Source organism: Ruegeria sp. AG6, from assembly GCF_056541565.1.
In genome coordinates this window covers 230,537-244,161 of the sequence record NZ_JBQFYQ010000002.1, presented here as the reverse complement: position 1 = coordinate 244,161, position 13,625 = coordinate 230,537, and the positions used below count along the sequence as shown (strand labels likewise).

General features: G+C 58.6%; 12 protein-coding genes. 5 read left to right on the top strand and 7 right to left on the bottom strand.

Going from position 1 to position 13,625, the window contains the following annotated elements:
- Positions 1-66 precede the first annotated feature (66 nt).
- A complete protein-coding gene (locus ACR0I0_RS08390) occupies positions 67-519 on the top strand; it encodes an Lrp/AsnC family transcriptional regulator (RefSeq protein WP_171636498.1) in 453 nt (150 codons plus the stop codon).
- 319 nt (positions 520-838) lie between these two features.
- Here ACR0I0_RS08390 and paaZ read toward each other — a convergent pair whose 3' ends face one another.
- The 6 genes from paaZ to ACR0I0_RS08360 all read right to left on the bottom strand — a co-directional run bounded on the left by paaZ (position 839) and on the right by ACR0I0_RS08360 (position 9,211).
- Positions 839-2,869: a phenylacetic acid degradation bifunctional protein PaaZ gene (gene paaZ, locus ACR0I0_RS08385; protein ID WP_480490944.1), complete on the bottom strand. Its 2,031-nt coding sequence runs from the start codon at positions 2,867-2,869 to the stop codon at positions 839-841.
- A gap of 118 nt (positions 2,870-2,987) precedes the next feature.
- Positions 2,988-4,175 (bottom strand): cytochrome P450, encoded by a 1,188-nt coding sequence (locus ACR0I0_RS08380; protein WP_480488732.1) that lies wholly within the window; start codon positions 4,173-4,175, stop codon positions 2,988-2,990.
- Positions 4,175-5,527: a TRAP transporter large permease gene (locus tag ACR0I0_RS08375; protein ID WP_171636504.1), complete on the bottom strand. Its 1,353-nt coding sequence runs from the start codon at positions 5,525-5,527 to the stop codon at positions 4,175-4,177. Before ACR0I0_RS08375 ends, ACR0I0_RS08380 begins: the two co-directional genes overlap by 1 nt.
- Complete coding sequence (locus tag ACR0I0_RS08370; RefSeq protein WP_152460571.1) at positions 5,527-6,030, bottom strand: TRAP transporter small permease; 504 nt, start codon at positions 6,028-6,030, stop codon at positions 5,527-5,529. Before ACR0I0_RS08370 ends, ACR0I0_RS08375 begins: the two co-directional genes overlap by 1 nt.
- Positions 6,031-6,087: 57 nt before the next feature.
- Entirely contained in the window at positions 6,088-7,107 is a 1,020-nt protein-coding gene (locus ACR0I0_RS08365) for a TRAP transporter substrate-binding protein (RefSeq protein ID WP_171636506.1), read from the bottom strand.
- Between the two features lie 70 nt (positions 7,108-7,177).
- Entirely contained in the window at positions 7,178-9,211 is a 2,034-nt protein-coding gene (locus ACR0I0_RS08360) for an FAD-dependent oxidoreductase (RefSeq protein WP_480490941.1), read from the bottom strand.
- A gap of 103 nt (positions 9,212-9,314) precedes the next feature.
- Here ACR0I0_RS08360 and paaG point away from each other — a divergent pair, with 103 nt between their 5' ends.
- From paaG to ACR0I0_RS08340, 4 genes are read left to right on the top strand one after another with little or no spacing between them, the layout of a single operon-like run.
- Complete coding sequence (paaG, locus tag ACR0I0_RS08355; RefSeq protein ID WP_480490939.1) at positions 9,315-10,100, top strand: 2-(1,2-epoxy-1,2-dihydrophenyl)acetyl-CoA isomerase PaaG; 786 nt, start codon at positions 9,315-9,317, stop codon at positions 10,098-10,100.
- 2 nt (positions 10,101-10,102) lie between these two features.
- Positions 10,103-10,528: a hydroxyphenylacetyl-CoA thioesterase PaaI gene (paaI, locus tag ACR0I0_RS08350; protein ID WP_171636641.1), complete on the top strand. Its 426-nt coding sequence runs from the start codon at positions 10,103-10,105 to the stop codon at positions 10,526-10,528.
- 24 nt (positions 10,529-10,552) lie between these two features.
- Positions 10,553-11,863 (top strand): phenylacetate--CoA ligase PaaK, encoded by a 1,311-nt coding sequence (gene paaK, locus ACR0I0_RS08345; protein WP_480490938.1) that lies wholly within the window; start codon positions 10,553-10,555, stop codon positions 11,861-11,863.
- Between the two features lie 3 nt (positions 11,864-11,866).
- A complete protein-coding gene (locus tag ACR0I0_RS08340; protein WP_171636514.1) occupies positions 11,867-12,463 on the top strand; it encodes a TetR-type transcription factor C-terminal domain-containing protein in 597 nt (198 codons plus the stop codon).
- Between the two features lie 99 nt (positions 12,464-12,562).
- Here ACR0I0_RS08340 and ACR0I0_RS08335 read toward each other — a convergent pair whose 3' ends face one another.
- Positions 12,563-13,618: an aldolase/citrate lyase family protein gene (locus ACR0I0_RS08335; RefSeq protein ID WP_480490937.1), complete on the bottom strand. Its 1,056-nt coding sequence runs from the start codon at positions 13,616-13,618 to the stop codon at positions 12,563-12,565.
- Positions 13,619-13,625: the final 7 nt, after the last annotated feature.

The window sequence follows — 13,625 nt, the reverse complement described above, 5'->3', positions numbered from 1 at the left end:
TTGTGCTTGCAAATAGTATCAAGACAGCGATCTATATTGGCAGATTCTGCCAATTTTAAGGTTGAAATGGACGATAAAGACAGACAGATCATTCGGGCGCTGCAAAAGGACGGGCGCATGACGAACCAGGACCTTGCCGACGAGGTGAACCTGTCTCCGTCGCCGTGTCTGCGCCGGGTCAAGAACCTCGAAGCGCGCGGGATCATAAAGGGTTACAGCGCAGATGTGGACGCCGCCGCATACGGCATAGGCATTACCGTTTTTGTGCGGGTCCGGTTGGAGCGACACAATGAAACGGACGTACAGAATTTCGAAAAACGCGTTCGGATGATCGACGAAGTTCTTGAATGCCACGTGCTGACCGGGGCAATGGACTACCAGCTGCGGGTGTTGGTATCGGATCTCGAGGCATATGAAGAATTCATACGAAACAGAATTCACCCGATCGGTGGGATTGCTTCGATCGACACCAGCTTTGTTTATGGAACGGTAAAGAAGACCGCCGTTTTTCCACCCTGATGGAACGCGCCCGGCCAATCTGCGAACTCAGGTTGATGTGCATGTTTAACGCGCGCCGGGATAAGGTTTCACAGCCAACTCATGGCGGCGCGGGCGAGAGGACCTTTGAGCCTCGGTCGCAAAGGGTCGTGGCGCGCAGCCAGCCCTTGATTCTGTCGAACATTATCTTGACGCGATTGCGCCGCTTAGCGTGCTTTGCAGGCAACCCGCACTGTTTGCGCCCCCGGATTCTGGCACGCATCCCGAAGATCAGACATGTTCACCGCTCGTTTTTCGAACCGTGAACACGCTGACCTGCCGAATTCAATGGGTTCCGGGCCTAGTAGGCGACCATCGTCAAAAGCTCATATTCCGCAACCATTTCATCATCCTGTTGGGTCAGGGTGACATGCCAGCGGACTTCGCCGTATTCTTCGTTCCGTTTGGTCTTGGCCTTGACCGTCAACCGCACCTTGATGGTATCACCCGCCTCGACGGGCTTCATGAATCGCAACCCGTCAAGACCTGTGTTTGCCAGAACCGGGCCTTCGTTCGGTTCAACAAACAATCCGGCTGCAAATGACAGAAGCAGATACCCATGGGCCACACGGCCCGGGAAGAACGGGTTCCGTTCCGCCGCTGCCTGATCCATATGTGCGTAGAACGTGTCGCCGGTGAAATTGGCAAAGTGTTCGATGTCTTCCATCGTGATTGTACGGGGCGCCGTGTGGAGGGTCTCGCCAATCGCCAGCTCGTGGAACCGGCGCGTGAACGGATGGGCTGGCCCTGCGACCTCGGTCGCGCCGGGAACCCATTTGTTCCCGATCGCGGTCAGCAAATCGGGTGACCCCTGAATGGCTGTCCTCTGCATGTAGTGCTTCACGCCACGCACACCGCCCATCTCCTCGCCGCCACCAGCGCGTCCGGGTCCGCCGTGAACCATATGCGGCAGAGGAGAGCCGTGGCCGGTGGATTCCTTCATCGAGTCACGATTGTTGAAATACAGCCGCCCGTGATAGACCCCGGCCCCAAGGGCAACTTGCCGCGCCACATCCGCGTCACGAGTTATGACCGATGCCACCAGCGACCCCTGCCCGCGGTTCGCCAGATCGATCGCATGGTCAAGATCGCGATACCCCATCACCGTGCTGACCGGGCCAAAAGCCTCGGTGTCATGGACGCGTCGGGCCGCATCCGGATTGGCACAGTGGTACAACATCGGCGGCAGGAACGCGCCTTTCTCGGCATCCGCCCCATCAACCTGAAAATCGTCAGGGTTGCCGAAAACGCGCTCGGCTTCCTGCCCGATGATTGCCGCCTTTTCCAGAACATCGCGTTTCTGACCGTTCGAGATCAGCGCGCCCATGCGTGTGGTTTCCAGCCGCGGGTCGCCGATGACCGTTTTTGCCAACCGCGCGGACAGGGCTTCGATCACCGCCTGCACCTGAGGCTCTGGGGCAATGATCCGGCGGATCGCCGTACATTTCTGCCCGGCCTTCGTGGTCATCTCGCGCTGGACTTCTTTGACGAAAAGGTCGAATTCCGGCGTTCCGGGCTCGGCATCAGGGCCCAGGATCGAGCAGTTCAGACTGTCCTGCTCGGCTACGAAACGAACAGAATTCTCCAGGATGACCGGGTTGGAACGCAGTTTCGACGCCGTTTCCGCGGATCCGGTGAAACTGACCACGTCCTGCATGGTCAGACGGTCCAGCATATCGCCCAGACCACCCGAAACCAGCTGCAACGCGCCCGCAGGCAAAATGCCGGAGTCCAGCATCAGCCGGACGCATAGTTCGGTGACGTAGCACGAGTTCGTCGCCGGTTTTACGATGGCCGGAACGCCTGCCAGAAGGGTTGGAGCCAGCTTTTCCAACATCCCCCAGACAGGAAAGTTGAACGCGTTGATGTGAACCGCCACCCCATGCAACGGGGTGCAGATGTGCTGCCCCAGAAAAGTGCCATTGCGCGACAACTGCTCGACCTCACCGTCCAGATAGACATATCCGTCCGGCATCTCGCGTCGACCTTTCGAAGCGAAGACGAACATCGTGCCGATACCACCGTCTATGTCGATCAAGTGGTCGGACTGGGTCGCACCTGTGCTGAAAGACAGGTCATACATTTCCTGTTTGTGCTGACCCAAACGAACGGACAGCGCCTTGAGCATCTTGGCCCGCTGGTGGAACGTCATCTGCCGCAGCGCCGGCCCGCCGACATTGCGCGCATAGTCCAGCATCCCCTGCACATCCAACGCGCTATTGCCGGCCGTGGCGATCACCTCGCCGGTGACTGCGCTTGTAATATTGCGGGCACCCGCACCGGGCGCAACCCATTCACCGGCCGCGAAGCTGGAAATCTGTTGGATTGTCATGAGCGTCTCCTCATTTGTTGTGTGAACTTCGCGCGGCCATATGCCCGTCTCACGAAATCATAATATAAACCGTACGGTCGGTCAATAAATTGGCGAATTGTCACCCAAACCGCACATCTCAGACTTGCGCTGGCAGTCGCGCGAAACCCCGAAACCGGATGCGCCCGCCCCGTTCGGCGCCGTCAGTGATGCGATAGGTCGGGAATCGCGTAAGAAACCGTCCGACGGCCACGCGCCCCTCCATACGGGCAAGGGTCAGGCCGACGCAGGTATGGGGACCTCCGGCAAACGCGTGATGCTTGTTGGGGCGCCGATCCAATACAACCTCATTAGGTTGTTCAAACTGCCGCGGATCGCGATTGGCCGCGCCGATACACAGGTGAATGTCCGTACCGGCCGGAATGGTCTGACCGTGGAACGTTACATCTTCGGTGGTCAGACGATTGCCAAACTGATTTGGGCTTTCCAGCCGCAGAAACTCGTCCACTGCCGTGTTGATCAGATCCGGATTGGCCAGAAGATCGGCCCGCTTGTCGCGGTGCTGTTCCAACAGTTCCAATGCGTTGCCGATCAGGTTGGTGGTGGTCTCGTGCCCTGCGTTCAGAATGAAGATGCAGTTCTGGTACAGCTCGACCTCGGTCAAGCCACCGTCGGTGTCATCCTGCATCAACCGTGTCAGGACATCCGTCGCAGGATCTCCGGGGATGGCCCGGCGATCTTCGATGACATGCCGAAGATAGTCCTTGAAATCAGATACCGACCGGTTGCCCCACTCTTCCTGCTCGGGCGTCAATTGGGGTTCCAAAGCGCCCAGAATAGCCAAAGACCAATCCCGCAAAGGGCCACGTTCCGATCTGGGAATGCCAAGCAGGTTGCCGATGATCTCGATCGGGATGGCACCGGCGAAATCCTCGATCAACTCTACCGAGCCCTTGGCCTGCATCTCGTCCAGCAGCCCATCCACAAGTTCAATCAGGCCCGGTTCCATCTGCGCCAGCGCCCGTGGGTTCATAGCGCCGACCATGACCTTGCGGACGCGGGTATGCAGGGGCGGATCGTTGAACACAAGGCTGGTGGTATGGTGTTCGTACAGCGGGCTATCGATACCGTATTTGGGGCCGAAAACCGCCTTTTTATCCGAAATGAAACGCTCGGTATCCCGGTACACCAGATCCAGATCGTCATACCGCGACAGGACCACCGAACCATCGGGCTGCCAGCAGACGGGCGTGTCTTCGCGCAACGCGGCGTAGGTTGGATAGGGATCCGCATGAAACCCGTCCGAAAGCGCAGTCAGAGAGAACATTAGTGACCCATCGCTCCCATTTGTTCGGGAAGGACCAGAACCAGCCAAGGCACCAGAACGATCAGAGCCAGACGGAAGATGTCTGCCACCCAGAACGGTGTGACCCCCTTGAAGATTGTTCCGGTCGATACGTCCCCGACCACGCCTTTCAGAATGAACACGTTCAGACCCACGGGCGGCGTGATCAAACTGATCTCGGTCACGACGACGACAACGATGCCGAACCAGATCGGATCGTATCCCAGTGACGTGACCAGAGGGAAAAAGATCGGAACCGTCAGCAACAGCATCGACAGCGATTCAAAGACGCATCCCAGAATGATGTAGATCCCGAGGATCATCAGGATCACGACGAAGGGCTCCACCTCATATGCGGTGACCAAGGCGATCAACGCTTCGGGCAGACCGGCTAGGTTGATGAAATTCGAGAAGATCTGCGCGCCGATCAGAACCGAGAACAGCGCTGCGGCGGTGAAGCTGGTTTCCTTCAGCACTTCAAAGGTCGATCTTAGGGTCAGCCCGCCGCGCGACAATGCGATCAGGAACGCCCCCATCGCGCCCATACCAGCGGCTTCGGTCGGGCTGAAGGTCAGGTTCAAAGGATGGAAATCGAACACTCCGTACAAGCCGCCGATCACCAGGAAGAACAACAGCAACACCGCCCAGACCGAGCGCAGGGCCGACAGGCGTTCGCCCCAGCCGTGGCGTTCACCGGCGGGGCCGGCCTCGGGCCTGCGCCAAACGGTCCAGCGCACCGCGAACAGATAGAAGAGGATACCAAGTACACCGGGAATTATGCCCGCAACGAAGAGTTTGCCGATCGATGTTTCGGTCAACAGGCCGTAGATCACCAAAATGACCGACGGTGGGATCAGGATACCCAGCGTGCCACCGGCGGCAATCGACGCGGTCGACAACTCATCCGCGTAGCGGTACCGGCGCATCTCGGGCATCGCGACTTTGGACATGGTCGCAGCCGTTGCCAGCGAGGAACCGCAAATGGCCGAAAAGCCGCCGCACGCGGCAACCGTCGCCATGGCGATACCACCTCGGAAGTGGCCCAGGAAGGCGTTTGAAACCGCGTATAATTCGCGCGCGAGCCCGCCCTTGTTCACGAACAGACCCATGAGGATGAACAGTGGCACGACCGAAAGGCCATAGTCCTGTGCCGTATCGGTAATCTGGCGACCCACCATCGACATGGCGGCCTTCAGCCCGCGCTCGGACAGGATGCTGCCACCGCGTTCATATGCGAACCCAAGCGTCCCCACGAGGCCCATCGCAAACACAATGGGCAAGCGTACCAACACAAGAACCAGGACAAGGGCGAAACCGATCAGTGCGGCAGTCATCAGGCGTGCTCCGACAAGGTTTGGGGGGCAAAAATGTGCAAAAGACCGGTGATGACCATCGCAACGGCCGTTATTGCAGTGAAGGCGGCGATGAACCAGCCGACATAGAAGACAGGGATCGACAGGTATTCGGTGACGTCCCCGTAATCCCGTGCACGTTCAGCCAGAACCCAAACGCGCTGAATCGGCCAGATCAGCATGATGCCAGACACCAGATAGACAATTGCATCGCGTGCCCTGCTCAGCCGCAGGCGGGAAAAAATTCCATCGGTCAGGTCAACGGCGATTTGCCCTTTCCCGGCCGAAATCATCGGCAGAACCGAGAACACAAGGATCGCCATCAGAATCCGCGTCAGTTCGGTTGCCGCCTCGATCGGAGCATTGAAGACTGAGCGTAGGATGACGTCAAAAAAGGTCATCACCATCAGGATGAACAGCGCCACACAGGCCAGCACCGTCGGAATGATACTGACGCGACGCGCGAAGGTCACGATAGATTGCATGATTGGCCCCCAACGGGTGAAGATGGCTGGCGGGTCAACCTCGCCAGCCGGGCTGTGTTACTGGGCAGCCATTTCGTTAACGATCATGTCATAAGCGGCTTGCGCATCAACACCGGTGCCATTGACCTCTTCGATGACCTTGGCGCGCACATCGGCAGCAATCGCGTTGAACTTTTCCAGATCTTCAGCAGAGGCTGCATTAATCGCGTTGCCCTCGGTCTGTTCGGTCGCCTCACGGCCGATCGCGTCGATCTCATCCCAGATTTTACCGATTTCGCGGCTCAGCGGTTCGCCGAAGACCTTTTCTTCCAAAGCGGCCTGCACATCGGCGGGAAGATCCGCAAAAGTGTCTTCGTTCATGATGAATGCAAATGAACCGCGATACAGGCCACCCGGAACTTCATATACGTTCTGCGCCACTTCAGTCAGCTTGAAACCCTTACGGGATTCAAATGGCATAACCACACCATCAGCAGCTTTCGACGCGAGTGTCTCGTATACTTTCGGCGCGGGAACCTGGATTCCGGTTGCGCCCAGCGCCGTGCCGACATCTCCGCCCACACCACCCGGGATACGCACCTTGAGGCCTGATACCTCGTCGAGGTTGGTCACGGAGCTGCTGGAATGAAGCTGTGCCGGGCCGTGTGTGTGCAGGGCGATCACTTTCACACCGCGATGTTCGTCCGCTGCCTTGAGATACTTGTCGTATGTACGCCAATACGCGACCGAAGCCGCTTCGGCCGAGCCCTCATATCCGGGCAGCTCAATCATCTTGGTGGTGACGAAACGACCGGGCTGGTAACCATGGAAGATGATCGACGCATCCGCCGCGCCATCCATGATCAGATCCATCTGCGCCGGCGGCGGGGCAATTCCCAGCTTCAGTTCAGCAGTGACTTTGCCGTCGGTGGCTTCTTCGACCATTTCCACGAATTTCGGCCACATCTTCGCGTTGATGCCGTGGGTCGGCGGTGCCCAGCTGGAAATCGTCAGCGTATAATCCGCCGCCAGCGCCACTGTGCCCGAAACAGCCAGCGCGGCCGAGGCCAAAAGAGTGCTCAACTTGGTGAACTTCATGGTTTTGTCTCCTCCCTGTGAAACATGACTCGAGAATGCGTTAATGGTCACTTTTGTAACCATCAACATGTTAATTGTTTTCCAATTGGCCCGCGAGGCGCCACGAACCTGGGCTTTCTTTCACTACGGTTAGCATATTTGCGGCGCACCGGCTGATGCCGATTTCGTTGCAATAGTTCATCGGTCCTCCTCTCCAGCGGGGAAAGCCATATCCATGGATTTGAACCATATCGACAGCTTCGGCGTTTTCCGCGATCCCCTCTTCAATGATCAAAGCGCCCTCGTTGGCCAAGACCGCCAGCAACCGCGAACAGATTTCCTCGTCCGAAAAATCCCTGCGGGTGATGCCCTGCTGGTCGGAATAAGCTTCGATCAATGCCTCAACTTCGGGATCACGAACCGGATCACGACTGCCCTCTTCGTAGCGGTACCACCCTTTGCCGACACGCTGGCCGAAACGCTCACGCTGACAAAGCTGGTCCGCGATGGTGACATAACGTTCGTTCGGGTCGCGGTTGGCGGCATTGCGTTTGCGGTTCGCCCAGGCAATTTGAAGACCGGTCAGGTCCTGAAGCTCGTAAGGCCCCATGGGCATCCCGAACGCCCGCATTGCACGGTCCACCTGATAGGGAAGCGCCCCATCTGCCAGCAGATAATCGGCCGCGCGCCGATAGGCGGCCAACATGCGGTTGCCAATGAACCCATCGCAGATACCCGACAGCACCGAAACCTTGCGAAGCTTCTTCCCAAGCGCGACCGCGGTTGCGACCACTTCAGCAGAGGTTTGCGGAGCTACCACGACCTCGAGCAGTTTCATGACATGGGCCGGGCTGAAGAAATGCAGCCCGATGCATCGGGCCTGATTGCCGACGTCCGCGAAAATTTCGCGCGGGTCCAGATAGGACGTATTGGTGGCCAAAATCGCATCGCTGCTCATATGCCTTGCCAGCTCGTCAAATACCTGTTGCTTGACGGGCAGGTCTTCAAAGACGGCCTCGATCGCCAGTTCGGCATCCGCAGCGCCTGCATAACTGTTCACCGCACGAAACGCAGCAAGGCGATCCCGAAGCTGCGCCTCGGACATCTTGCCTCTCTTGACCGCGCCTTGCAGCAGACCCTCGACCCGATTGTGCGCTGCGGCCGCGGCGTCAGCGTCTCGCTCGATCAACGTCACGGACAGCCCGCCGCTCAGGGCCGCAGTTGCGATCCCTGCCCCCATCAACCCACCTCCGACAACGGCGATCCGTGTTATGTCACGGGCGGCCACGCCTTTGATCAACGAAGGTTTGGACACGGCACGTTCAGCAAAAAACGCGTAGCGCAAAGCGCGGCTTTCCGGGCTTTGGCGCAACTCCAGATGGCGCGCGCGCTCTTTCGGTTGTGCGGTGGCAAATGGCTCAACCGACCAACCAAGCGCCGTCAGGTTTTCCAACGGTGATTTCTGACCCTTGGCGCGTTTCTTCAAAGCCTCGCGGCTCGTCTCCAACAGATCCGGCGCAAATTCCGCCACAGCACGCTGGCTGACAGGTATTGGGCGTTCGGGCAGGTCGGCAATCAACTCCAGGACAGCAGCCCTGGGGTCTTCGGCGACGCGGTCGACGCCGCCAAGCTCGGCCAGTGTCTCTGCCTTGAAAATTTTGCCCGAACAAGCCATGTCAATTGCAGCCTGCATCCCGACAAGACGCGGCAATCGTTGTGTGCCCCCTGCCCCGGGGATCAAGCCCACATTGACTTCCGGCAGACCAAAACCCGTTCCCGGCGCTGCGATCCGCCACGCACAGGCCATGGCGATTTCGAACCCACCACCCAGCACGTTGCCATGCATGCAGGCAATGAACGGAACCTCGCTGTCTTCGATTTTCTGAACCACGTCGGGCAAGTGCGGCTCGACCGGCGGCGCATCGAATTCGGACATGTCGCCGCCTGCGACAAAGGTTTTTCCAGCGCAACACAGCACCGCCACCCGCGCCCCCTTGACCGCATCAACGGCGTCAGTCAGCCCTTGGCGAACTCCTGTCGACGTCGCGTTTACCGGCGGGTTGCCAATGGTGACCCACGCCACGTCGCCCTTAAATTCAACGCTCACCAGCGACGACTGCGACATTTGCAATCCCTTTGATCGGTTCAGATTCGGTTCGGGTTTATATATTGACCAACCGTTCGGTTAATGCAATGATTAAGTTGAAACGAGACCAGATGAGACAGTCATGAGCGATACGATTCTTGTACAAGACAACGGGAACTGGGCCGAAATCACCCTGAACCGCCCGGACAAGCTGAACTCGTTCAATGAAGAAATGCACCTGGCGCTACAGGATGCGCTGAAAGCCGCGCGCGACGGCGGGGCCCGCGCGATATTGCTGACCGGTGCCGGACGAGGCTTTTGTGCCGGTCAGGACCTCGGCGATCGCGACCCGTCGAAAATGGATGGCCCGCCGGATTTAAGCAAAACGGTACGCAGATTCTATGCCCCTCTTATCCGGTTGATCCGGTCAGTGAATATCCCGGTGATCTGCGCCGTGAACGGAGTAGCCGCCGGGGCGGGTGCAAATCTGGCGCTGGCCTGTGATATGGTTCTGGCCGCGGAAAGTGCAAAATTCATTCAGAGCTTTTCCAAGGTGGGCCTGATTCCCGACACGGGCGGCAGTTGGCACTTGCCGCGCCTGTTGGGCGAGGCGCGCGCCAAGGGGCTGGCCCTGACAGCCCAACCCCTTCCGGCCAAGCAAGCCGAAGATTGGGGGCTGATCTGGAAGGCGGTGGCCGATGATCAATTGATGACCGAAGCGCGCGCACTTGCCGCGCAATTGGCAAACGGCCCAACCCTCGGGCTCGGGCTGACAAAACAGTGCATTCAAACCGCTGCCACCACGTCGCTCTCGGATCAGCTTGAGATCGAAGCAGACGCAATGAAGACCTGCGGGGAAAGCGCGGATTACGCCGAAGGCGTATCCAGTTTTCTTGAAAAGCGGACACCGAATTTCCAGGGACGCTGATGATGACACCCAAGGAACGTGCCACGAAATCCGCTGAAGCGATGTGGGCGAATGACCAAGCCAGCAAATGGTTCGGGATGGATCTGGTCGAAGTCGACGAAGGCCGTGCAGTTCTGACCCTGACAGTCGGGGACCATCACTGCAACGGGCACGGCATTTGCCACGGGGGCGTCACTCATGCCCTGGCCGACAGCGCCTTTGCCTTCGCCTGCAACAGCCGCAACGTGGCAACCGTCGGCCAGCATACGATGATGAGCTACCTCGCGCCCGGAAAAAAAGGGGACCATCTGACCGCAACCGCGACAGAGGTTGCCGTCACCGGCCGCAGTGGCATCTATGACGTGCACGTCACCAACCAAGACAACACCCTGATCGCCGAGTTTCGCGGAATGTCCCGCGCGGTCGGCGGGCAGAATTTTCAGGAATAGCTTCGCGACTGGAGGAGTGACGCGATGGAAGACCTTTCCCCAAACAAAGCGGATCTGGACCCGATCGAGATCGCCTCGATCGACGAAATCCGCGCGACGCAGCTTGAACGCCTCAAATGGTCCGTTCGCCACGCCTACGAGAACGTTCCGATGTACAAGCAACGGTTTGACGAATCCGGTGTGCATCCCGACGATCTTCAGCTGCTTTCGGATCTGGCGAAGTTTCCGTTCACGTACAAGAATGATCTGCGTGACAACTATCCGTTCGGCCTGTTCGCCGTTCCACGCAGCCAGATCATTCGTCTGCACGCCTCGTCCGGTACGACGGGCAAGCCGACGGTGGTGGGCTACACCAAAAACGACATCGACAATTGGGCGGATCTGGGCGCAAGGTCCCTGCGCGCATCGGGGTTGCGCAAGGGGGACATGGTGCACAATGCCTATGGTTACGGGTTGTTCACCGGCGGTCTTGGCGCACATTACGGGATCGAGCGGCTTGGCGCGACCGTCGTCCCCATGTCCGGCGGGCAAACCGAAAAGCAAGTCAACCTGATCAACGATTTCCGGCCCGACGGGATCATGGTTACACCTTCCTATATGCTCAATATCCTTGAACAGTTCCACAAGGCCGGGCTCGACCCGCGTGAAAGCTCGCTGAAGGTTGGCGTGTTCGGTGCCGAGCCCTGGACGGACGCCATGCGCGCCGAAGTCGAGGATGCGTTTGATATGCATGCGGTCGACATCTATGGCCTGTCCGAAATCATGGGGCCCGGGGTGGCCAATGAATGCGTTGAAACCAAGGATGGCCCGGTGATCTGGGAAGATCACTTCCTGCCTGAAATCATTGATCCCACGACCGGAGAGGTCCTGCCCGATGGCGAAACCGGCGAGTTGGTGTTCACGACCCTGACCAAGGAAGGTTTGCCGATGATCCGCTATCGCACGCGCGATCTGACCTGCCTGCTGCCGGGGACAGCACGATCCATGCGCCGGATGGCCAAAATCACCGGTCGCAGCGACGACATGATGATCCTGCGCGGGGTCAACGTCTTTCCCAGCCAGATTGAAGAACAGGTCATGGCAACGGGGGGCCTTGCCCCTTATTATCAGATAGAGCTGTACAAATCTGGCCGCATGGACGCCATGCGGGTTTATGTTGAATCGTCCCCGGATTCCACCGACGAACTGTCCAAGACGGCCGCGGCACGGATGCTGACCAAGCGGATCAAGGACGTCGTTGGCGTCTCAACGGAGATTGTTGTAGGTGACCCCGGCGACGTCGAACGCTCTCAGGGCAAGGCGAAGCGCGTCGTCGACAATCGCGATAAGGAATAAGCCGTGGCCCGTACAATCGCCAAAGATCACGACCAGAAGCGGAAGCAAATCCTGAAAATGGCCGCCAAAGTGTTCGCCGACCAAGGGTTTGATCGCGCCTCGATGACCCTGTTGGCAAAAGAGTGCGGGATTTCCAAGGCAAACATCTACCACTATTACGACAGCAAGGATGCCATCTTGTATGACATCCTAGAAACCTACCTGCGCGAGCTTCGCGACCGTATCTGCAATGTGGATCTGAACGGTCTTACGTCTGAACAGAAGCTGCGGAAAGCGGTGCGCGAAATCCTGTTTGCCTATCAAGGCGCAGATGACGAACACCGGGTGCAGATCAGCGGCATGAGCGCCTTGACCGAGGAACAGCAGAAACTTCTGCGCGGGTATCAGCTGGAATTGGTAAATTTTGTGCGCGACATCCTGAAAGAGCTGGCCCCGACAGCCTTCAATGATGACAAGGACAAGCTGCGCGGCACCACGATGTCAGTTTTTGGGATGCTGAACTGGTATTACATGTGGAACACCGGCGCGGGCCCCAAAGCCCGCGAAGACTATGCCGATCTGGTCAGTACGCTGACCGTCCATGGTATCCACAAGCTCTAGTTGTGGCCTTTCGGGCAAAACCGTTTCAAATCCAACGCAGGTGTGCCTGCCTTTGTCCTGTTGCCACAGAGCCGGATTCAGGGCCGCAACGTGTTTTCCTCATCCTGACCAATCAATGCGGAACTCTTCCCGAAACGCAAAACGCGCCAGATGAGCCTCGATGACCTGTTGCCATCGGGCCAGATCACCGCGCGCCCGGGTGGCGGCGGTTACGGTCAGGCTGGTATCACCTGCCGAAAGCGTGACGCGGTTCCCGTCCGGAAAGCTCACGCTGCCTTGCGTTTCATCAAATGTTACCTGAGCCTTGCGCGACCAGTGTTTGCAAAGCTGTTGCAGGTATTTCGACGCCGCGCCTGTCTGTGCGATTCCCGAAGCCACCTGATCGGGCAGCAGGCTGAGCCCATCAGTAGCAGCGGCCCGGATTGCCTTGGCGAACAAAGTCACATCGATGTCCGTGGCCACGAATGTTGCCCCCAGATCCAGGCATTTTCGCTGCATGACCGGGTCCAGTGACAATATCCCTGCCGGCTTGCCTGCCGCAACGATGCGCCGGATGGCATCAAGAACGGCCTCGATCACGTCCGGGTGCCCGGCATCGCCGATATGGCCCATATCTGCGGCCAGATCCGACGGGCCGACGAACACCCCATCGACGTCGGTCGCCAGTATGTCGTCCAGCGCCTCCAGCCCAAGCCTGTTTTCGACCTGCACCAAAAGACAGATCTGCTCGTCCGCCGTTTTCAGATAATCCGGGATAGCCGCAAAACGCGAAGCCCGCGCCAAAGCGGAACCTACGCCCCGAACGCCACGAGGTGGATACTGCACGGCCCGCACCAGTTCGCGCGCCTGATCGCCGCTTTCCACCATCGGCACCAGTATGTTCTGCACACCGGCATCGAGATATTGCTTGATCAACCAGGTTTCGCCAATCGGCAGGCGGGCGACGGGTGTACTGCCAGATCCTTCAATCACCCTTACCTGCTCGAGGATCGAGCGCAGATCGTTTGGCGCATGCTCTCCGTCGACCAGCAGCCAGTCAAACTGCGCGGTTGCGGCGATCTCGGCGGTATAGGCATTGGCCAAGCCGATCCAACACCCGATCAAAGGGGTTCCCGACGTCAGCGCGGCCTTGAACGTATTGATTGGCGCAGGCATTGGCGCT

What these genes read in the sequence shown, in the direction of transcription:
- ACR0I0_RS08390 (WP_171636498.1), top strand. Translation starts at nt 67, where the DNA reads ATGGACGATAAAGACAGACAGATCATTCGGGCGCTGCAAAAGGACGGG.
- paaZ (WP_480490944.1), bottom strand. Translation starts at nt 2,869, where the DNA reads ATGACAATCCAACAGATTTCCAGCTTCGCGGCCGGTGAATGGGTTGCG.
- ACR0I0_RS08380 (WP_480488732.1), bottom strand. Translation starts at nt 4,175, where the DNA reads ATGTTCTCTCTGACTGCGCTTTCGGACGGGTTTCATGCGGATCCCTAT.
- ACR0I0_RS08375 (WP_171636504.1), bottom strand. Translation starts at nt 5,527, where the DNA reads ATGACTGCCGCACTGATCGGTTTCGCCCTTGTCCTGGTTCTTGTGTTG.
- ACR0I0_RS08370 (WP_152460571.1), bottom strand. Translation starts at nt 6,030, where the DNA reads ATGCAATCTATCGTGACCTTCGCGCGTCGCGTCAGTATCATTCCGACG.
- ACR0I0_RS08365 (WP_171636506.1), bottom strand. Translation starts at nt 7,107, where the DNA reads ATGAAGTTCACCAAGTTGAGCACTCTTTTGGCCTCGGCCGCGCTGGCT.
- ACR0I0_RS08360 (WP_480490941.1), bottom strand. Translation starts at nt 9,211, where the DNA reads ATGTCGCAGTCGTCGCTGGTGAGCGTTGAATTTAAGGGCGACGTGGCG.
- paaG (WP_480490939.1), top strand. Translation starts at nt 9,315, where the DNA reads ATGAGCGATACGATTCTTGTACAAGACAACGGGAACTGGGCCGAAATC.
- paaI (WP_171636641.1), top strand. Translation starts at nt 10,103, where the DNA reads ATGACACCCAAGGAACGTGCCACGAAATCCGCTGAAGCGATGTGGGCG.
- paaK (WP_480490938.1), top strand. Translation starts at nt 10,553, where the DNA reads ATGGAAGACCTTTCCCCAAACAAAGCGGATCTGGACCCGATCGAGATC.
- ACR0I0_RS08335 (WP_480490937.1), bottom strand. Translation starts at nt 13,618, where the DNA reads ATGCCTGCGCCAATCAATACGTTCAAGGCCGCGCTGACGTCGGGAACC.